An 18,713-nucleotide genomic window follows, 5' to 3' on the forward strand; every position below is an offset into this window, starting at 1 on the left:
CCGATCAGCGCCGGGGGCGGCTGCGCCACGGGGTGCCGCCGGTCTTGTTGTGCGCCGGGCGGAATGTTCCGGCCTCCTGGGAGCCCTCGGCCCGGATCAGGTGGGTGACCGCGTTGATCAGCGCGAGGTGGGTGAACGCCTGCGGGAAGTTGCCCAGATGCCGGCCGGTGGACGGGTCGATCTCCTCGGCGTAGAGCTTGAGCGGGCTGGCATGGGTGAGCAGCCGTTCGCACAGTCTGCGGGCGCGCCCGATCTCACCTATTTCCACCAGTGCCGAGACCAGCCAGAACGAGCAGATGGTGAAGCTGCCCTCGGGGCTGACCTGCCCATCGTCGGTGGTCTCGTTGCGGTAGCGCAGTACCAGGCCGTTCTCCGTGAGCTCGTCGGCGATGCCGAGCACAGTGGCGCGGACCCGCCGGTCGTCCGGGGGCAGGAACCGGGTGAGTACCACCAGCAGCAGTGAGGCATCGAGGGTGGTGCCGCCGTACACCTGGGTGAAGCGACCGCGGTTGTCCACGCCGTGGGCCAGCACATCGGCCCGGATCTCCTCGGCGATCCGATGCCATTCCTGGGCGATATGCGTCTGACCGTGCAGTTCCGCGATTCGCGCACCGCGGTCCAGCGCCACCCAGCACATCACCTTCGAGGAGGTGAAGTGCTGGGGTTCGCCGCGGACCTCCCAGAGGCTGCGGTCGGGTTCGCGCCAGTGGTCGATGGCGGCGCCGACCTGGCGCTCCAGCATGGGCCACAGCGTTTCCGGTACGTGCTGACGGCTTTTCACGTGCAGGTAGACCGCGTCGAGCATGGTCCCCCAGATATCGTGCTGCTCCTGGTTGTAGGCGCCGTTACCGATCCGGACCGGCCGGGCGTTGCCGTACCCGGACAGGTGATCGAGGGTGCGTTCGGTCAGATCGCGTTCCCCGCCGATGCCGTACAGCACCTGCAGGGGTACTGCCTCGCCGTCGGGTCCGGTGGTGGCGTCGTGCAGGAAGGCGAAGAAATCGTCGGCTTCGCGGTCGAGGCCCAGCGTGTACAGACCCCACAGGGCGAAACTGGCATCCCGCACCCAGGAGTAGCGGTAGTCCCAGTTGCGCTCGCCGCCGGGGGACTCGGGCAGCGAGGTGGTGGCGGCGGCCATGAGGGCGCCGGTGGGGGCGTAGGTGAGGCCCTTCAGGGTGAGGGCGCTGCGTTGCAGATAGCGGCGCCAGGGATGGTCCGGGAAATCACCGAGGGTGACCCACTGCCGCCAGCATTCGATGGTCGTCCACATCTTCTCGGTGGCCTCGGCGAAGGTCTGCGGCGCGGGCAGTTCCGACCAGGTGAGCGCGACATAGGCGCAGTCGCCCTCGCGCATCCGGGTCCGCGCCCGGGCCTCGCGCCCCTCCAGACCCAGCCGGAGGTCGGTGGTGAGTACCAGGGTGGGCCCGGCCGTGGGGTCGGCGGCACAGACCGCGGAGGCCTCCTCGTACACCTTGCCCGTGTACTCCCAGGTGGCCGAGGCCCGGTGGTAGTCGAACGACGGTTCACAGCTCAGTTCGAGTTCGACCGTGCCGCTCACACATTTGACCGTGCGCAGCAGCATATGGGCGGCGTCCCAATCGGTCGGTGTGCGGCGATGGGTGCGACTGCGCTGGTCGGTGCTGTGCCACGGGCCCAGCACCAGCGCGTCCCGGACGATCAGCCAGCCCGCTTCGGTCTGCCAGGTGGTCTCCAGGATCATTCCGCCGGGCAGATAGCGGCGGGCGGCGGGCACGGTGCGTCCGTAGGGGCCCAGCCGGAAATGGCCGGCACTGCGATCCAGGATGGCGCCGAAAACGCTCGGTGAATCCGGGCGTGGGACGCACATCCACTCGACCGAGCCGTTGCTGGCGATCAGACAGGTGGTTTCGCAGTCGGACAGGAAGGCGTAGTCGTCGATGACCGGGAAGTTGCTCTGCGGCAGCTTGGTCTCGGGCGGGAGGGCCGGGAAGGTGCCCGGTTTCCCGTCGGCCGACGGTGCGTGCTCGGGACTCGGCATACCCCATCATGGGTCGCGCGGCCCCGAGCCGTCCACCACGGTTCAGCCGACGCGCCGGATCCGGGCCAGCCAGGCGGCGAGCTCCACCTTGCCCGCCGCGCCGAGCGTGAGGTCCCCGGCCCGGTCCGCGACCGTCTCGGTGATCCGGCCGTAGTAGTGGTCGGGCCGCAGGTCCTCGACCTCCCAGTGCGGGCCGGTGAACGAGTCGCGGATCATTGCCGCGCCGATCCGCGGACCGAACCCGGGCTCGGTGTCCGAGAGCGCCAGAATGTGCACATACCCGCCCGGCGCGCACAGCCGGTGCAGTGTCCGGACGTAGTCGGCCCGGGCCCCGGCGTCGGAGACGAACACGTGGAACAGGGCACTGTCGACGATCGTGTCGAAGGTGCCGAGCGGGTTGTCACCGGCATCGGCGAGCGCGACCATATCGGCCACGTCGAACCGTGCGGCCGGCACCTCCTTGGCCGCGGCGTTGCGGCGGGCGTAGGCGACCGCGCTCGGGGAGAGATCCACGCCGAGCACGTCGTAGCCCAGGGCGGTGAGCGCGATGGTGTGCTCACCGGCGCCCGCGCCGGGGTCCAGGACGCGGCCGCGGATCCGGCCGGCCCGTTCCAGCTCGACGATCGCGGGCTGGGGTTCGCCGATGATCCACGGCGCGGTGTCGTTGTCGTAGGCGGAGTTCCATACCTCTGGTGCCTGTGTCATGACCCCAGCCTGCAATCTCGAGTCGGGTTGAGGTCAAGGCGCGGGTCGGGGTGGCCACCGTGCGGTGTTCTACGCTGGTCGCCGTGGAGCGTATTGCCGACTGGTGGGACGGGTTCGAGATGTGGGTGGCGGGTCTGCCGTTCATCCCGCAGTTCCTCGTGGTGCTGGTGGGTATGGTGCCGATCAGTTTCGCGATCGCCTACCTGATCGACCGGCTCCTGCACGTGGCGGGCGTCGCGCTGGGTCGCGACGACGCCGACGGGGACCGCGACGCCGGAAACGAGGTGTGCTGATGCCGCGCTCACGAGTGCAGCTCGCACTGCTGGCACTGCTGGTGCTGGTGATCGTCGCCTGGCTGTTCACCCGGTGACGCGGGCTGTCGCGCGGCCGGTGCCTCGCCTGCTGGCAGTGCTGGTCACGGTGCCGATGCTGCTGGCCGGCTGTGCCGGGGGATCCAGTGACGAGGTCGGTGGCGGCGGGGCCGACGGCAGCGGCGGAATCGTCGACCTGTACGCCTACGCCATCCCCAAGTCCGGTTACGACGAGGTGATCCCGAAGTTCAACGAGACCGAGGTGGGCGAGGGCGTGGAGGTGCGCCAGTCCTACGGCGCATCGGGGGACCAGTCCCGCAAGATCGCGCGCGGCGCGCCTGCCGATGTGGTGAGTTTCTCTCTCGAACCCGACATCACCCGCCTGGTCGACGCCGGACTGGTGGATCCCGACTGGAACGCCGACGCCACTCGCGGGGTGCCCTTCGGCTCGGTGGTGGCGCTGGTGGTGCGTGCCGGGAATCCGAAGAACATCCGGACCTGGGACGATCTGCTGCGCCCCGATGTCGAGGTGGTGATCCCCAATCCGTTCAGTTCCGGTTCCGCGAAATGGAACCTGCTCGCCCCCTACGCCGCGGCCAGCGCGGGCGGGCAGAACCCGCAGGCGGGGGTGGACTACCTGAACCAGATGCTGACCCATGTGCGCGTACAGCCGAAATCGGGACGGGAGGCCACCGAGGCATTCCTGCAGGGCACCGGCGATGTGCTGATCAGCTACGAGAACGAGGCGATCTTCGCCGAACGGCACGGCGACCCGGTCGAGCACCTCGTGCCGGAGAACACCTTCAAGATCGAAAACCCGGTCGCGGTGCTCACCCATGCCCAGCATCCGGAGAAGGCGGTCGCCTTCCGCGACTTCCTCTATACGACCGAAGCGCAGCGTGCCTGGGCCGACGCGGGCTTCCGTCCGGTCGATCCGGGAGTGGCCGCCGAGTACACCGACCTCTTCCCACAGCCGCCCACCCTGTACACCGTCGCCGACCTCGGTGGCTGGGCGACGGTGGAAGCGGAACTGTTCGCGCCCGAATCCGGCATCATCGCCGTCGCCTACGACAACGCGACCGAGTAGCCGGGTGACCCGGCCCACACGCGATACTCGATACTCGTGACCGATCGCAGCACCGCCACCGAACCCGCGCCCGCCGGCGGCGTCGGCCCGGACGTGTCCACCCGCCGGCCGATCCGGTCGTGGTTGCGGTTCACCGGTTCGGTGGGCCCGCTCGGTATCGCCACCGCGATGCTGTGGCTCAGTGTGATCGTGCTGTTGCCGCTGGCCGCGCTGACCTTCAGCGCGTTCGACGACGGCTGGTCCGGGTTCTGGGGTGCGGTGACCGACCCGCCGGCCCTGGCGTCGCTGCGGGTGACGGTACTGGTCTCGCTGGCGGTGGCGCTGCTGAACGTCGTGATGGGCACGATGATCGCCTGGGTGCTGGTCCGCGACGATTTCCCGGGCAAGGGCCTGGTGAACGCGCTCATCGACCTGCCGTTCGCGCTGCCCACGATTGTCGCCAGCATTGTGCTGCTGGCCCTGTACGGACCGCAGAGTCCGGTCGACGTCCATCTCAACGCGACCCGGCCGGGCCTGGTGGTGGCACTGGCCTTCGTGACCCTGCCGTTCGTGGTGCGCTCGGTGCAGCCGGTGCTCATCGAGGCCGATCGCGAGGTGGAACAGGCGGCGTTGTCGCTGGGCGCCGACAACTGGACGACCTTCCGCCGCGTGGTGCTGCCGGCCCTGGCGCCGGCCATCATCAGCGGCGGCGGCCTGGCCTTCGCACGCGCCATCGGTGAATTCGGTTCGGTGGTGTTGATCGGCGGCAACATCCCCCGTGAGACGCAGGTGGCCTCCCAGTACATCCAGCAGCAGATCGAGATCGACCGGCCGGTGAACGCGGCGGCGGTCTCGGTGGCGCTGCTGGTGATCGCGTTCGTCGCGCTGCTGGTGCTGCGGGTGTTCGCCGAGCGGACGGCCCGTAAGGAACGTGAGGCCCGATGAAACTGTCCGCTCCCGGCCGGATCACGCTGCGCGTGCTGGCCCTCGGCTACCTGTTCGTCCTGCTGGTGCTGCCGCTCGGGATCATCCTGTACCGGGCGTTCGGCCAGGGGATCGGGGCCTTCATCGATCAGATCAGTACGCCCGCCGCCATCTCGGCCTTCAACCTCTCCATGATCATCCTGGTGATCGTGGTGCCGGTGAACGTGGTCCTCGGCGTGGTGATCGCCCTGGCGCTGGTACGTGGCGATTTCCCCGGCCGCCGGTTGCTGCAGGGCATCGTGGACCTGCCCTTCGCGGTCTCGCCGGTGGTGGTCGGCGTGGCGTTGATCATGCTGTGGGGTGTCGACGGCTGGTTCGGTGTGGTCACCGACTGGGGTTTCCGGGTGATCTTCGCGCTGCCGGGCATGGTGCTGGCGACCATCTTCGTCACCATGCCGTTCGTGGTGCGCGAGGTGGAACCGGTGCTGCACGAGATCGGCGACGATCAGGAACAGGCGGCTGCGACCCTGGGGGCATCACGCTGGCAGACCTTCTGGCGGATCACCGTCCCCGCCATCCGCTGGGGGCTGACCTACGGCGTGGTGCTCACCGTGGCCCGCGCGCTGGGGGAGTTCGGCGCGGTCATCATGGTGTCGTCGGGGTTCCCGGGTGTATCGCAGACGCTGACGCTGCTGGTTCACGAACGCTATATCAACGATCACAACGATTTCGGCGCGTACTGCGCCGCCACTCTGCTGATGGGACTCGCGCTCGTCACCCTGCTGTTGATGACGCTCCTGGAACGTAAGCGGAATGCGTCTTGATTGTGTATGCCGGAGGCTGCCGATGATCACCGTGACCAATGCGCGCAAGAACTACGGTTCGTTCGCCGCCCTCGACGATGTCAGCCTGGATATCCCCTCCGGCGAGCTGACCGCGCTGCTCGGCCCCTCGGGGTCCGGGAAGTCGACCCTGCTGCGGTCGATCGCGGGGCTGGAGAATCTCGATTCCGGGGTGGTGACCATCGGTGGCCGGGATGTGACCCGGGTACCACCGCAGAAACGCGATATCGGTTTCGTCTTCCAGCACTACGCGGCGTTCAAGCATATGACCGTCCGCGACAATGTGGCCTTCGGGCTGACCATCCGGAAGCGGCCGAAGCCCGAGATCGCGAAACGGGTCGACGAACTGCTCGGCATCGTCGGTCTCGACGGTTTCCAGCACCGGTATCCGGCGCAGCTGTCCGGTGGGCAGCGGCAGCGCATGGCGCTGGCCCGGGCGCTGGCGGTGGACCCGCAGGTGCTGCTGCTGGACGAGCCGTTCGGCGCGCTCGACGCGAAGGTCCGCGCGGATCTGCGCACCTGGTTACGGCGCCTGCACGAGGAAGTACACGTGACCACCGTGCTGGTCACCCACGACCAGGAAGAAGCCCTGGACGTGGCCGACCGGATCGCGGTGATGAACGCCGGCCGGATCGAGCAGGTCGGCAGTCCCGAAGATGTTTACGACCGGCCCGCCAGCGAGTTCGTCATGTCGTTCCTGGGTGCGGTGGCGCGCCTCAACGGGCATCTGGTGCGGCCGCACGATATCCGGGTCGGCCGGGATTCGAATATGGCGCTGGCCGCCTACGAGGGCACCGCGGAATCGGCGGGCGTCACCCGGGCGACGGTCGAGCGGGTGGTGCGGCTCGGGTTCGAGGTCCGGGTGGAGTTGCGCAACGCCGCTACCGGTGACCTGTTCACCGCCCAGGTCACCCGCGGTGACGCCGAGGCATTGCGTTTGGCGGAGGGGGAGACGGTCTACGCCCGCGCGACCCGGATCCCGCAGCTGCCGGTGCGGTGATCGCGGGCGGTCGCCTTCGGCGCCCCGGCACGGAGATCCGCCGCGATCAGTCCGCGTAGGACTCGGCCGGGTAGGTCCCGATGGCCGCCGATCCCGGCAGGCTTCGCGCATCACGTCCGTTCGGTCGCTCCGGGATCGGGGCGGGCCCACCGGCGCCGTTCATCCGGAGCGGACGCGAGCGGTGTTCGGGCGCCCCCGCGGGCCACGACCTGTATTTCGTACTCCTGGACTGTTCGACCACTGCCCACCCCGCGCTGAGCTGGAGTGATACTCGCCACGTCCACGATGTGACCCCGCCGCCGCGGGTAGTCGTGTTGACGTACCCCGGCGTAGCTGTAACTATGGGAAACAGTTAAGCCCGAATCATCGACGAGAGGCAGTGACGATGACGTCTTCAGCCACCACGGTCTCCGACGACCAACTGGTCGCGCAGGCTCAGGAATACGCGGAGAAGCTGTTGCTGCTGTCGGAGGGTTCGGTCAACCGGAACTTCGATCCGTTCACCGATATCGACTGGGACAATCCCGACTTCGCCGCCGATGCCCGGCCGGAGCGCTGGATCCTGCCGGTCTCGGGGGACACGGTCGGCCGCCATCCCTGGTATCAGGCGCTGCCGTACGAGAAGAAGATCGCGCTCGGCAAGTACCGCCAGGCCAATGTCGCCAAAGTGGGCCTGCAGTTCGAGGCCATCCTGATCAGCGGCATGATGCAGCACATCTTCGGCCTGCCCAACGGTGACCCGGAGTTCCGCTACTGCTCCCACGAGATGATCGAGGAGCACAACCACACCCTGATGTTCCAGGAGATGGTGAACCGGATCGGGGTCGACGTCCCGGGTATGGGCCCGCTGGTCCGTCAGATCCGGCATATCGCCGTGCCGGTGGCGGTGGCCTTCCCGAACCTCTTCTTCATGGCCGTTCTCGGTGGTGAGGAGCCGATCGATCACATCCAGAAGGAAGTCCTGCGCTCCGGCGAGGAAGTGCATCCGATCATGCGCGGTGTAATGGCCATCCATGTCGCCGAAGAAGCGCGGCACATCTCCTTCGCGCACGAATTCCTCAAGAAGCACGTACCGGAGTCCTCGGCCCGGAACAAGTTCGTGCTGTCGCTGGCCATGCCGATCGTCATGTGGATCCTCGGCCGCGCCATCGTGACGCCGCCCAAGGCGTTCTTCGACGAGTTCGATATTCCGGAGAGCGTGCGTAAGGAACTGTTCTACGGCTCCGCCGACGCCAAGCAGACCTTCAGCGACTACTTCGGCGACGTGCGCGCCCTGGCCAAGGAGATCGGCCTGATGAACCCGGTCGCCAAGCGGGTGTGGAAGGCGCTGGGGATCGACGGCCACACCACCCGGTACCGCTCCGAGCCGCTGCGCGCGGTCTCCGGCAAAGCGGCCTGAGCGGCGGTAGTACCTCCATGCCCTACGTCGTCACCCAGTCGTGCTGTAGCGACGCGTCCTGCGTCTACGCCTGTCCGGTCAACTGCATCCATCCGACCCCGGACGAGCCGGATTTCCGGACGGCGGACATGCTCTATGTCGATCCGGCGGCCTGCGTGGACTGCGGCGCCTGTGCCTCGGCGTGCCCCGTGGACGCGATCACCTCCTCGAAGAAACTGACCGCCGAGCAGCAGCCGTTCATCGAGATCAACGCCGACTTCTACCGGCAGGCACGCCCGCGCCCGCTGCTGGCACCACCGGTGCCGGCAGCGGCGATCGATACCGCCGGGCGCGGGCCGCTGCGGGTGGCCGTGGTCGGCTCGGGACCCTCGGCCATGTACGCGGCCGATGAACTGCTCACCCAACCCGAAGTGCGGGTAACGGTGTTCGACCGGCTGCCGGTGCCGTACGGGCTGGCCCGATACGGTGTGGCCCCGGACCATACGAAGACCCGGCAGGTGGCCGACCTCTTCGATGTGATGTCGGAGCAGCCGGGCTTCGGGTCCTACTTCGATGTCGAGGTGGGCAAGCACATCTCGCACGAGGAACTGCTCGCCTACCATCACGCGGTCGTCTACGCGGTCGGCGCGTCGACCGACCGCAAACTCGGCATCCCGGGCGAAGGTCTGGCCGGGAATGTCTCCGCCACCGATTTCGTGGCCTGGTACAACGGTCACCCCGACCATCTGCATCACGATTTCGATCTCTCCCGGGGCCGGGTCGTCATCGTCGGCAACGGCAATGTCGCGCTCGATGTGGCGCGCATCCTGACCAGCGATCCCGAAGCGCTGGCCGGGACCGAGATCTCGCCGGTCGCGCTCGAGGCGCTGCGGCGCAGCAGCGTGGAAGAGGTCGTGGTGCTGGGCCGGCGCGGCCCTGCCGAATCGGCGTTCACCGTTCCGGAGTTCGTCGGGTTGCTGGGCGCGGAGGTGGATATCGTGGTGGACGGCGAACTGCCTCCGCCCACGGAGGGCCTGCCCTATCAGGTCGAGCGCAAACTGGATCTGCTGCGCCGGGCCGCCGAGCGGCCGTCCGGCGGGCGGCGGCGCATCGTCTTCCGCTATCAGAGCGCGCCGAGCCGCATCCTCGGTCCCGATGCCGTCACCGGGATCGAGGTGGATCGCACCGATCCGGTGATCGGCGACGACGGCCGGGTACGCGCGGTGCCCACCGGCGATCTCGATCTCCTGGAGACCGGTCTCGTGCTCACTTCGGTGGGCTACCGGGGAGTGCCCACGCCGGGCCTGCCCTTCGACGAACAGCGTGGGGTCATCCCGAACCAGGCCGGACGGGTGCTGGAGGCGCCGGACGGGGCGGTGTTCCCGGGCACCTATGTCACCGGCTGGATCAAGCGCGGGCCCACGGGCTTCATCGGTACCAACAAGTCCTGTGCACAGGAGACGGTCCAGCAGCTGGCCGACGATTTCAATGCGGGCCGCCTCTCCGAACCCGCGGGCAGCGCGGAGGCCTTCGACGGCCTGTTGCGCGGGCGCCGGCCGCAGGCGCGGCCGGGCGGAGCGGTACTGCGCGCCGGCCAACCGGCACGCGGCCGCCTCTTCGATCGTCGCTGAACCCGCTGCGCGGCGGACCACGCCACCCTTATCGTGGTCCGCCGCGGAGTCGCTCGTGCACCAGCTCCAGCGCCGCGCGCACGACCACCCGGTCCTTTTCCTTCTCGTCCTCGGTGAGCCGGTCGTAGGGCAACTTCTGATCGGCCGGCGCGTGCTCGTGATTTCGTTCCAGCCAGGCAATATGAACGTATTCGGCGGCGGTCTCCATGAACTCGGGGGTGCCGAGGTCGCGACCGGCGAGGTGACCGTCGAGGACGATATCGGTGGCTACCTTCGCCGACTCGTAGTTTTCCCGCCGGTAGTCGAAGGGCAGGTCGTGATAGGCGGTTCCGACGAGGTACACCTCATCGGTGCCGTGTTCGGCGATCCACTCCAGATCGTGTTCGACCGTCTTGGGCGGTCGATCGGCGCCCCCCTCTTCGCGTAATCGCTCCGCGCGCCATTTCTCGTGTAGGCGCGCGGCCAATTCGTCGTACAACTCGTAGGCGTGACGCTTCAGGTCGTGTACCGACGGCCGAGCGTCCGGCGATCCCTCGAGATCGGCGTCTCCGCGGCGACTGCCGGACTCGGTGCCCGGCTCCGCGATCGCCGCGCGACCGGCGCCGGGTATCCTGTCGCTCGCCGCGCGTGCCGTATCGCAGGCCTTGCGCGTGGGCCCCTCGAATATGTGGGCGATTCCTCGCGTGATGCCTTTCAACTTCTCGAGCAGTTCTTCGAGCCGGTACGGCCGATCGACCACGAAGGTCCTCTCCTGACGATTCCCGACGACCACCGACCACAGCGGTCATCGGGAACATACCGGTCCGGAGCCGGGATTCCACGAGCGGGAAGACGTGTAGCGCATCACGAAACACCTTGTCGCACAGCCTGTTCGGACGCGTTCGGGAAGACCGCGCCGCCGCGCGGATACTACTTCTCCTGTGCCGCGGGATCCAGCGCGTGCGCCGTCGGCAGGTGGTTGCGGAGTAGTCTTCCCGCCGCCGGTGCCGCACGGCGTCCGGATTCGGGCGGGGTCAGCGGAAGTCGTGCGCGTGGTCCGTCGCCCAATCCGCGAAAGTGCGCCCGGGGCGGCCGGTGACCTCCTCGATGAAGGTCGATACCGCTGGCGGCGCTTCTGTTCCCGCCAGCCATCCGGCCAGGACGGCCTCGACGCCGATCGCGGGCATGGTCTCGCTCAGTTCCGCGCGGGCCCGGTCGGCGGAGACCACCTCGACGGCGATCTCCTGGCCGATGGCCGCACCGATGCGCTGGACCTGCTGCCGCAGGGTCAGCGCCTCGGGCCCCCACACCGAATAGGCGCGGCGCCGATGACCCGGCTCGGTCAATGCGGTCACCGCCAGTGCCGCCATATCGCGCTCGTGGACGGGCGCCGTCCGCGCTTCGGGATACGGCATCCGGACCCTGCCCTCTTCGCGAATCGACCGCTGCCACCACCACAGTGCGTTCGTGGCGAACATGCCCGGCCGGATGAACGTCCACGCCAGATCCGACTTCTCCAGGGCGGCTTCGACAATGCGGTGGGCTCGGGCGATCGGGTTCTGGTCGGCCTCGCTCTGCAGGACGGCCCCGGACGACAGCAAAACCACGTGCCGGACCCCGGCGGTCTCGGCCGCCGCCACGAATTCTTCGATTCCGTCCGGTATCGCATAGAGGAATACGCGTTCCGCGCCTTCGAGTGCGGCGGGCAGTGTTTCGGAGTGCTCCAGATCGGCCGCCACGACCTGTGCGCCCGGTGGGAAGCCCGCCGGGTCGGGTGCCCGGCCGGTCAGGCGGACCGGTCCGTGCTGCGCTACGAGTGCCGCCGCGACGTGGCGGCCGACATTTCCCCTGGCCCCGAAAACGACTGATGCTGTCGCAGACACTGCGCACACTCGTGCGGGACGGGCTTGTCGCACGCACCGTCGAACCCGTCACGCCGCCGCGCGTCAGCTACGAGCTCACCGACCTCGGCCGTGGTCTCACCGTGCCGATGCAACAATTCCTGGACTGGATCCGCCTGCACACGGTCGATGTCGTGGCCGCCCAGCGCCGCCACGACCGGAGGAGCTGACGGCACGGCGGTTCACCGCAGCGCTCGGCGCGACGCCATATTCTCATCACCGGTACCGCGCGTGGCGCCGGTCAGCTCACTCGGCTCACGCGGGCCGGGGCGAACCGTTTGGTGTACGCGGTGATCGGCGCGGTCTCGACCCGCTCGACTCCGGGTAGCCTCCCGATCCGCTCGCTCAGATAGCTGTACATGGTGTCGGCATCGCGGCTGAGTGTGACGGCGAGCAGATTGTGCCTGCCGGTGATCGCGCCGAGGTAGGCCGTTTCGGTGTCCGCGGCCAGGCTCGCGGCGACTGCGTTCAGTTGCGACGGGGTGACCGAAAGCCAGAGCAGGCACTGTGCGGAGAAGCCGAACAGCGCGGGCTCCACTTCGACGTCGAACAGCAGTATCCCGGCGGCTCGTAGTTCCGTCACTCGCCGCCGCACCGCGGATTCCGACCAGTCGACGTGCCGCGCCAGGTCCGCGTAGGCCGTCCGCCCGTCGCCGGACAGGGTGCGGAAGAGCCTGCGGTCCAGATCGGTGAGCCGAACCGGATCGGGGGCCGCGGTATCGGCCGGGTATATCCCGGCGAGCTGCCGCTCGGTGAGCGCGGACATACGGCCGCGCCAGCGGCGGTCCATCAGATGGCGTAGCAGGCGCTGGGCGGTCACCTCGACGATGCCGGGATGCGCGCTGAGCATTGCCAGCGGTGCCGCACCGTCGCCGGGAACCCGGAACAGGCAGGCGATCTCGGTGCCGCCGGATAGTTCGGTGACCCAGGCGGTGTCGTGGCGGCCGGACAGCGCTCGCGCCACGCCGGCGGCGGCCCGGGGGTGGACCCGCAGGCGCACCAGCCACTGGGTGTCCGCGGCGAGATGGCTGTGCGGTACGGCGCTGACGCGGAGGGCGCCGGCGGCCCGGAGCCGGCCGAAACGGCGGGCGACGGTTCGGTCCGAGACATCCAGAACAGCGGCGATCCTGCTGAACGGCACGCGCCCATCGATCTGCAGGGCGTGCAGCATGCACTGGTCGAGCGTGTCCAGCATGACCGATTCCACCAGATCAGGATAGGGCGCTCGCCGATATCGTCCACGCCCGCTGGATGGTCGGTGCGGCGGGAATCGCGACCCGGCCCCCGGGGAAAGGTTCTTCGTCTTCGCGTGTGGCGCCTACGGTGCGAGGCACTTCTTCACGGCTACGGAGTGAGTGCGAATCACCCGCTGGCACAACGGATCGGACCGAGGCCGGCCGACTCGTGACGATAAGGGGCGCGCTTCCCGAAAAGTATTTGCACGGACGCTATTCCGGTCAATTAATGCTCGAGCGATACGGCTACCTATCCGTTACCGGCGGGTAGGGCGGGAGCTCGATCGACGCTGCGTCACCGGGGTTTACGAATCCATCGGGACGGGAGGATATCGAAAGCCTCGCTATGCTCTTATATATGAGCTGATCAATGGCTATTTTCCCGGATCTGGATGTCGTCTCCGGCCGGCATGTAACGCCGCTCCGTCGCGGGAAAGCCGCTCCGTAACTTCGGATTACTTCTCGATTATTCGATGTTCGGACGATGTTCCAGCTAACCTGTGGTCGCTGTTTGGAAGACGACCGCGCCCATGGCTCTTTCGAGGACGTGGTCACGGTGCGTTGACGGGATGGCAGATGACTTCTGGGCTGGGTATCAGCATCGGTACGGTGAACGTGGTCTCGGCGCGGGTCGGGGCGCAGGACGCGCGGCCGGTGGTCCGTACTCGACGGACCGCCGTCGGATTCGACAGCGGGGGCACCGCAAGACTCGGGGGGATCACCCGGTTCTCCACGGCGATCAACGAATTCGCCGATCTGGGCCGGAATCCCGAATCGGTGTACGTGGACGGGCGGATCTGGTCGCCGGCCACCATCTTCGCCTCGGTGGTCCAGGGTCTGGTGACCGCCGAACCGGCGGCCGGTGTGGTCGTCACCCACCCGGCCGGGTACAGCCGCAAACAACTCGGCCTCCTGCGGCAGAGCCTGGATCTCGCCGGGGTCGGTCACGTCGAGCTGGTCCCGGAGCCGGTGGCCGCCGCGCACTGGCTCGATACCGAACACGGGCCGTTGGATGCCGGGTTCGTCCTGGTCTACGACCTGGGCGGGAACAGTCTCGATGTCGCCGTGGTACGGACCGGGCCGGACTGGCCCGATCATCCGGTGGTCGGTAACGCGGTACGGTCCTACGAATTCGGCGCCCGGCCCCTGGGCGCAATGATCGCGCGCTGTGCCGGCGATCGGGCCATCGGGCCGGTCGAACCGGGTACCGGTGCCGTATCGCTCATGTCCTTCGTGAACCCGGAGGGCCTGCGGCGTGAACACGTGCGGGATTCCCTGGAGGTGGTCCGGGCCGCGGTGCGCGCGGCCGGTGTCGCGCTCTCCGATATCGATCGGGTGCTGGTGGTGGGCGGCGCCGCGCGACCTCCGCAGGTGGCCGAAACCCTTGCCGAACTGGGCCTGCCGGTGACCGTCGCCGCCGATTCGGGGCAGTGCGTCGCACTCGGTGCCGCCGCGATGGCCGCGGAGAGCGTGGCACCGGCGGTCGCGCACGGGGTGAAACATCCGCCGATCTTCTCCGGCGCCGCCCTCTTCTCGGCGGTCGCCATGTCCGCGGCCACCATCCTCGGCAGCGGCCCGGCGGATACCGAACATCTCGACCAGGACCGGGTCCCGCTGCAGAGTCCGGGGGCGGTGCAGTTCGAGATCCACGGTGAGGCCCGGGTGGAGCGATCGGACACCGGATGGACGGTGTCCTATGCGCCGTTGCGCGCCCCCGCGATGATCACACCCGCCGCGACGACACGGCCGTACGGGCCGCCCATGCCCGGTCGTGCACCCGCTCCGGCGAAGTCGGATCCCGAAGGGCCCGCGGACGCCGGGGCCGGAACCCACCACACCCGCCAGGACGAACACCCCGAAACCCCGCCGCGGCAAAATGATCCCGCGCGATTCGGCCATCCGCCGTTCGGGCCCGGCGGTGTCGTGCTTCCACCGCACACCGGCGCGGGCCCTGATCGACCCGCGCCCGGTGACGACGGACCGGGCGACCCGGAACCGGGTGATCCGCCGGTGGTGGGCGAACCGGGCGGGGATACCGATGGTCCGGCCGACGGGGGTGGCGATCCCGGCGGCGCCGGCGGATGGTGGCCCGGTATCGGGACACCGGGCTCCGGCGACAATCCCGCCGGTGGCGACCGGACCGGCGGTCTCCCCGGTGGCGGCTGGACCGCACCGGGAGGGGCCGGCCCGGGCGACAACAGTGGATACGGTCCGGGAGGCGCCGGCTCGGGTGATGACAGCGGCGGTGGTCCGGGTTCGGGCGGAGCGGAGTCGGGTGACAACGGTGGGAGTGGATACGGCCCGGCGGTTCCGGGCGGCTCCGGCGGCACGGAGAGTGGGGGCGCCGGGTCCGGTGCCGACCCCGGCGGAACCTCCTCCGGCCATTCCGGATCCGATTCCTCCGGCTCGGGTGGATCCGGTGACTCCGGTGGGTTCGGCGGCTCGCACGGTTTCGGCGGGCATTCGGGTTGGGGCGGCGGGGGTTCGGATTCCGGCGCCTCCGCCGGTGGTTCGGATTCCGCCGGTGGTTCGCACAGCAGCGGGTCCGAGTCCAAGGGCTCGAATTCCGGCGGCGACGGTGGGTCCTCCCGCGGCGGAAACTCGCGCGGCGGGTCCTCCCGGGGCGGATCACACCGCTGAGGCGCCGGGTCACGCCCGACCGGCCCGAGCCGTACCGGAAATCCCGGTGCGGTCCGGCGTCGATTCACGGCACAATCGATGAGGTGGACATTGACGGGGGCCCACCGCGGCTGATCGCGCTCGATGTGGACGGGACACTGCTGAAAACCGGCACCCGGGTGAGCGCCCGGGTGACCGCCGCCGTGCGCGGGGCGGTCGGGTCCGGCGCGCACGTCGTGGTGAGTACCGGGCGGACGGTGATCTCGACCCGGCCGGTACTCGACGAACTCGGCCTCGTCCAGGGGCACGCCATCTGCTCCAACGGCGCCGTCCACATCGATATCGAGCAGGCCCTTCCGGTGTCGGTGCACCATTTCGATCCCGCGCCCGCGGTCACCGCGCTGCGCCGGCTGTTCCCGGACATGATCTTCACCGCCGAACGGGTCGGTGAGGGATTCTGGGCCACCGGAATGAGTCCTGGCGAGTACTACGCCGGTGGTGACTACGTGGTGGTCGACGATCTCACCCTGGGCAGCGAACCCACGCCGCGCCTGAACTGCTGGTGGCCCGAGGGCGCCCCGGAGGAGATGCACCGGCTGCTGGAAGGACTGGCATTACCGGAGATCAGCTGGGTCTACGGCGAATTCGGCCCCTGGCTCACCATTTCCCGGCACGGGATTTCCAAAGGGTGGGCGCTGGAACATCTGCGCCGCCTGCTCGATATCCCGCGCGAGGCCACCCTGGCCATCGGGGACGGTTTCAACGACCGCGAAATGTTCGCCTGGGCAGGGCATTCGGTGGCCATGGCGAACGCGCCGGTCGAACTCCACGGTCTCGTCGACGAGGTCACCGATGATGTCGCGGCCGACGGTGTGGCCGCGGTGCTGGAGCGCTGGTTCTGAACTCGGTCCCTGGGGTTCGGCCGGCGATGTGACGGTTCGGCAGGTGATCCGGGAGGCCGGCCGTGTTGTGTATCGGCCGGCCACGCACGGCGGCGGTGTGCGTGGCCCGGTAGTAGTGGCCGACCTCAGGCCGACAGTGGCAGTGCGCCCGCGAGCGCGGCGTCATAGCGATCCCAGACGATCTCGGCGAGCGCCGGGTCCGGGCCGAGGACCTCGGCGTGCGGGAGCAGCGGATCCTGGTCACGTAGCCGGTCGGTGAGCAGGCCCGGCGCCAGGAACCACGGAGCGACGAGCACGCGGTCGGCGCCGCGGGCCCGGAGTCGTGCCGTAGCCTGCGCGAGGGAGGGTTCCGCGGTGGCGAAGCACATCTCGGTGGGATGGCCGGTACGGTCCGCGAAACGGCGGGCCAGCCGGGCGGTCCGGCGGTTCACTGCCGCCGCGGACGAGCCGACGGCGGCCAGGGCGATACCGAGCCGTGCGGACGGGCCGTCCCAGCCGTGCCGCTCGCGCACCGCCCGCACCCGCTCGTACAACACCTCGATCAGCCGCGGGTCGGCGCCGAACACCTCGGCCTGGGTGAGCCGCAACCTCGGGTTGCGGGCGGTGGCCCCGGCCAGCAGTGCGGGCAGGTCCACGCGGGCGTGGAAGGCGCTGCCCAGCAGTAGCGGGACCACCACCGCGGCGGTTTCACCGGTGGCCGCGACCGAGTCGAGTACCTGCCCGACCGAGGGCGCGTTCAGGTCGAGGAAGGCGAGGTGGGCCGGAGTCCCGGGGCGCGCGGCCCGCACCCGGTCCACGAGCGCGGCGACGGTGGCGGCCGACCGGGGATCCCGGCTGCCGTGCGCCACCGCTACCAACGTGGGGCCGCCCGGCATCAGGCCTCGGTTCCGACCTCGACCGCGGTGAGCACATCCCCGACCAGGCCCGCCGCCAGCGTGTTCCCGCCCGCCGGGTCGATGAGCAGGAAACTGCCGGTATGCCGGTTGGTCCGGTAGTCGTCGGCCGCGATCGCCTCCGCGACCCGCACCGAGATCCGGCCGATATCGTTGAGCGACAGCGTTTCCGGGTTCGGTTCGGCGGTCAGGCGCTGTTCGTCGAAACGTTCGGTGAGCGCGCCCACGATCGCCTGCGTGGTACGGGTGCCGTGCTTGAGCAGCAGCCGGGCGCCGGGGCGCAGCGGTTTGTCACCGAGCCAGCACACGGTGGCGTCGAAGGTATCGACAGGTTCCGGCGCGTCGCCGGGTGAGGCGATGGTGTCACCGCGTGAGATATCGACCTCGTCGGTCAGCACCAGCGTGACACTGCGGCCGGCCTGGGCGACGGCCAGTTCGCCGTCGGGGGTGTCGATCCGTTCGACGGTCGTGCGGATACCGGAGGGCAGCACCACCACCTCGTCGCCGGGGGCCACCGAGCCCGCCGCGATCTGACCCGCGTAACCGCGGTAGTCCGGGTATTCCGGCGTCCGCGGCCGGATGACGTATTGGACCGGGAAGCGCAGCCCCACCGCGTGTTCGCCGGTGTTGTCCGCGTCCACCGGTACCGATTCGAGGTGTTCGATCAGCGACGGGCCGCTGTAGTACGGGGTCTTGTCGGAGCGGGCGGCGATATTGTCGCCGTGCAGCGCCGACACCGGGATCTCGAGGACATCCTCGTCCGACCAGCCGAGGGTCCGGGTGAGGTGGGAGAACTCCGCGGAGATCTCCGCGAAGACCTTGGCGGCCGCGGCCTGCCGGCCCTGTTCGCTGGGCTCGTCCCCGCCGATGAGGTCGATCTTGTTCACCGCCAGTACCAGCTTGGGCACACCCAGCAGCGCCAGGACCGCCGCATGCCGCCGTGTCTGCTCGATCACGCCCTTGCGTGCGTCCACCAGCAGGATCACCAGCTGGGCGGTCGACGCGCCGGACACGGTGTTGCGGGTGTACTGCACATGACCGGGGGTATCGGCCAGCACGAACGACCGCTGCGGGGTCGCGAAGTACCGGTAGGCGACATCGATGGTGATGCCCTGCTCACGTTCGGCCCGCAGACCGTCCACCAGCAGCGACAGGTCGGGGGTGGACAGGCCTTTGTCCACCGACGCCCGGGTCACCGCGTCGATCTGGTCGGCGAGTACGGATTTGGTGTCGTAGAGCAGGCGTCCGACCAGAGTGGACTTGCCGTCGTCGACAGAACCGGCGGTGGCCAGCCTCAATAGGTCGGACAT

The 18,713-nt window shown here is 69.1% G+C and carries 17 protein-coding genes; 10 read left to right on the forward strand and 7 right to left on the reverse strand.

Annotated features, from left to right (window positions below):
- Nucleotides 1–4 precede the first annotated feature (4 nt).
- Nucleotides 5–2,017, reverse strand: a complete 2,013-nt coding sequence (locus IG75_RS0121255; RefSeq protein WP_051714782.1) for a glycoside hydrolase family 15 protein — start codon at nt 2,015–2,017, stop codon at nt 5–7.
- 42 nt (nt 2,018–2,059) lie between these two features.
- Nucleotides 2,060–2,722, reverse strand: coding sequence for a class I SAM-dependent methyltransferase (locus IG75_RS0121260; RefSeq protein WP_030523181.1), 663 nt, complete (start codon nt 2,720–2,722; stop codon nt 2,060–2,062).
- Between the two features lie 83 nt (nt 2,723–2,805).
- Here IG75_RS0121260 and IG75_RS0121265 point away from each other — a divergent pair, with 83 nt between their 5' ends.
- The 7 genes from IG75_RS0121265 (at nt 2,806) to IG75_RS0121305 (ending at nt 9,874) form a co-directional block, all read left to right on the forward strand.
- Nucleotides 2,806–3,015 carry a hypothetical protein gene (locus IG75_RS0121265; protein ID WP_030523180.1) on the forward strand — a complete coding sequence of 70 codons (210 nt, stop codon included), beginning with the start codon at nt 2,806–2,808 and terminating at the stop codon, nt 3,013–3,015.
- A 133-nt stretch (nt 3,016–3,148) separates the two neighbouring features.
- Nucleotides 3,149–4,120 carry a sulfate ABC transporter substrate-binding protein gene (locus tag IG75_RS0121275; RefSeq protein WP_051714813.1) on the forward strand — a complete coding sequence of 324 codons (972 nt, stop codon included), beginning with the start codon at nt 3,149–3,151 and terminating at the stop codon, nt 4,118–4,120.
- Nucleotides 4,121–4,288: 168 nt separating this feature from the next.
- A complete protein-coding gene (gene cysT, locus IG75_RS0121280; RefSeq protein ID WP_081877049.1) occupies nt 4,289–5,044 on the forward strand; it encodes a sulfate ABC transporter permease subunit CysT in 756 nt (251 codons plus the stop codon).
- Entirely contained in the window at nt 5,041–5,847 is an 807-nt protein-coding gene (gene cysW / locus IG75_RS0121285; protein WP_030523177.1) for a sulfate ABC transporter permease subunit CysW, read from the forward strand. Before cysT ends, cysW begins: the two co-directional genes overlap by 4 nt.
- Before the next feature lie 22 nt (nt 5,848–5,869).
- Nucleotides 5,870–6,865, forward strand: a complete 996-nt coding sequence (locus IG75_RS0121290) for a sulfate/molybdate ABC transporter ATP-binding protein (RefSeq protein WP_030523176.1) — start codon at nt 5,870–5,872, stop codon at nt 6,863–6,865.
- 385 nt (nt 6,866–7,250) lie between these two features.
- Nucleotides 7,251–8,264, forward strand: coding sequence for an AurF N-oxygenase family protein (locus tag IG75_RS0121300; protein WP_081877033.1), 1,014 nt, complete (start codon nt 7,251–7,253; stop codon nt 8,262–8,264).
- Nucleotides 8,265–8,281: 17 nt separating this feature from the next.
- The gene (locus IG75_RS0121305) at nt 8,282–9,874 is read left to right on the forward strand and encodes an FAD-dependent oxidoreductase (protein WP_030523174.1); all 1,593 of its coding nucleotides are present in this window, start codon (nt 8,282–8,284) and stop codon (nt 9,872–9,874) included.
- A gap of 28 nt (nt 9,875–9,902) precedes the next feature.
- Here the strand turns inward: IG75_RS0121305 and IG75_RS0121310 are convergent, their stop codons facing one another.
- Both IG75_RS0121310 and IG75_RS0121315 read right to left on the reverse strand, forming a co-directional pair.
- Nucleotides 9,903–10,613 carry a hypothetical protein gene (locus IG75_RS0121310; RefSeq protein ID WP_156059063.1) on the reverse strand — a complete coding sequence of 237 codons (711 nt, stop codon included), beginning with the start codon at nt 10,611–10,613 and terminating at the stop codon, nt 9,903–9,905.
- Between the two features lie 274 nt (nt 10,614–10,887).
- Nucleotides 10,888–11,736 carry an NAD(P)H-binding protein gene (locus tag IG75_RS0121315; RefSeq protein ID WP_030523172.1) on the reverse strand — a complete coding sequence of 283 codons (849 nt, stop codon included), beginning with the start codon at nt 11,734–11,736 and terminating at the stop codon, nt 10,888–10,890.
- On the opposite strand from IG75_RS0121315, the gene IG75_RS0121320 reads away from it, so the two are divergent.
- Complete coding sequence (locus IG75_RS0121320) at nt 11,721–11,924, forward strand: winged helix-turn-helix transcriptional regulator (protein WP_030523262.1); 204 nt, start codon at nt 11,721–11,723, stop codon at nt 11,922–11,924. The genes IG75_RS0121315 and IG75_RS0121320 overlap by 16 nt on opposite strands.
- Before the next feature lie 71 nt (nt 11,925–11,995).
- On the opposite strand, the gene IG75_RS0121325 is transcribed toward IG75_RS0121320, so the two are convergent.
- Nucleotides 11,996–12,961: an Lrp/AsnC family transcriptional regulator gene (locus IG75_RS0121325; protein WP_030523171.1), complete on the reverse strand. Its 966-nt coding sequence runs from the start codon at nt 12,959–12,961 to the stop codon at nt 11,996–11,998.
- A 604-nt stretch (nt 12,962–13,565) separates the two neighbouring features.
- Between IG75_RS0121325 and IG75_RS37445 the strand changes: the two genes are divergently transcribed.
- Together IG75_RS37445 and IG75_RS0121340 are read left to right on the forward strand one after the other, a co-directional pair.
- Nucleotides 13,566–15,629 carry an Hsp70 family protein gene (locus IG75_RS37445; protein ID WP_051714783.1) on the forward strand — a complete coding sequence of 688 codons (2,064 nt, stop codon included), beginning with the start codon at nt 13,566–13,568 and terminating at the stop codon, nt 15,627–15,629.
- Between the two features lie 83 nt (nt 15,630–15,712).
- The gene (locus IG75_RS0121340) at nt 15,713–16,510 is read left to right on the forward strand and encodes an HAD family hydrolase (RefSeq protein WP_030523170.1); all 798 of its coding nucleotides are present in this window, start codon (nt 15,713–15,715) and stop codon (nt 16,508–16,510) included.
- A gap of 125 nt (nt 16,511–16,635) precedes the next feature.
- Here the strand turns inward: IG75_RS0121340 and IG75_RS0121345 are convergent, their stop codons facing one another.
- Both IG75_RS0121345 and IG75_RS0121350 read right to left on the reverse strand, forming a co-directional pair.
- Nucleotides 16,636–17,385, reverse strand: a complete 750-nt coding sequence (locus IG75_RS0121345; protein ID WP_036514834.1) for a sirohydrochlorin chelatase — start codon at nt 17,383–17,385, stop codon at nt 16,636–16,638.
- Nucleotides 17,385–18,713: a sulfate adenylyltransferase subunit 1 gene (locus IG75_RS0121350; protein WP_030523168.1), complete on the reverse strand. Its 1,329-nt coding sequence runs from the start codon at nt 18,711–18,713 to the stop codon at nt 17,385–17,387. Before IG75_RS0121350 ends, IG75_RS0121345 begins: the two co-directional genes overlap by 1 nt.

The organism is Nocardia rhamnosiphila NBRC 108938, from assembly GCF_000720425.1.
GTDB lineage: Bacteria > Actinomycetota > Actinomycetes > Mycobacteriales > Mycobacteriaceae > Nocardia > Nocardia rhamnosiphila.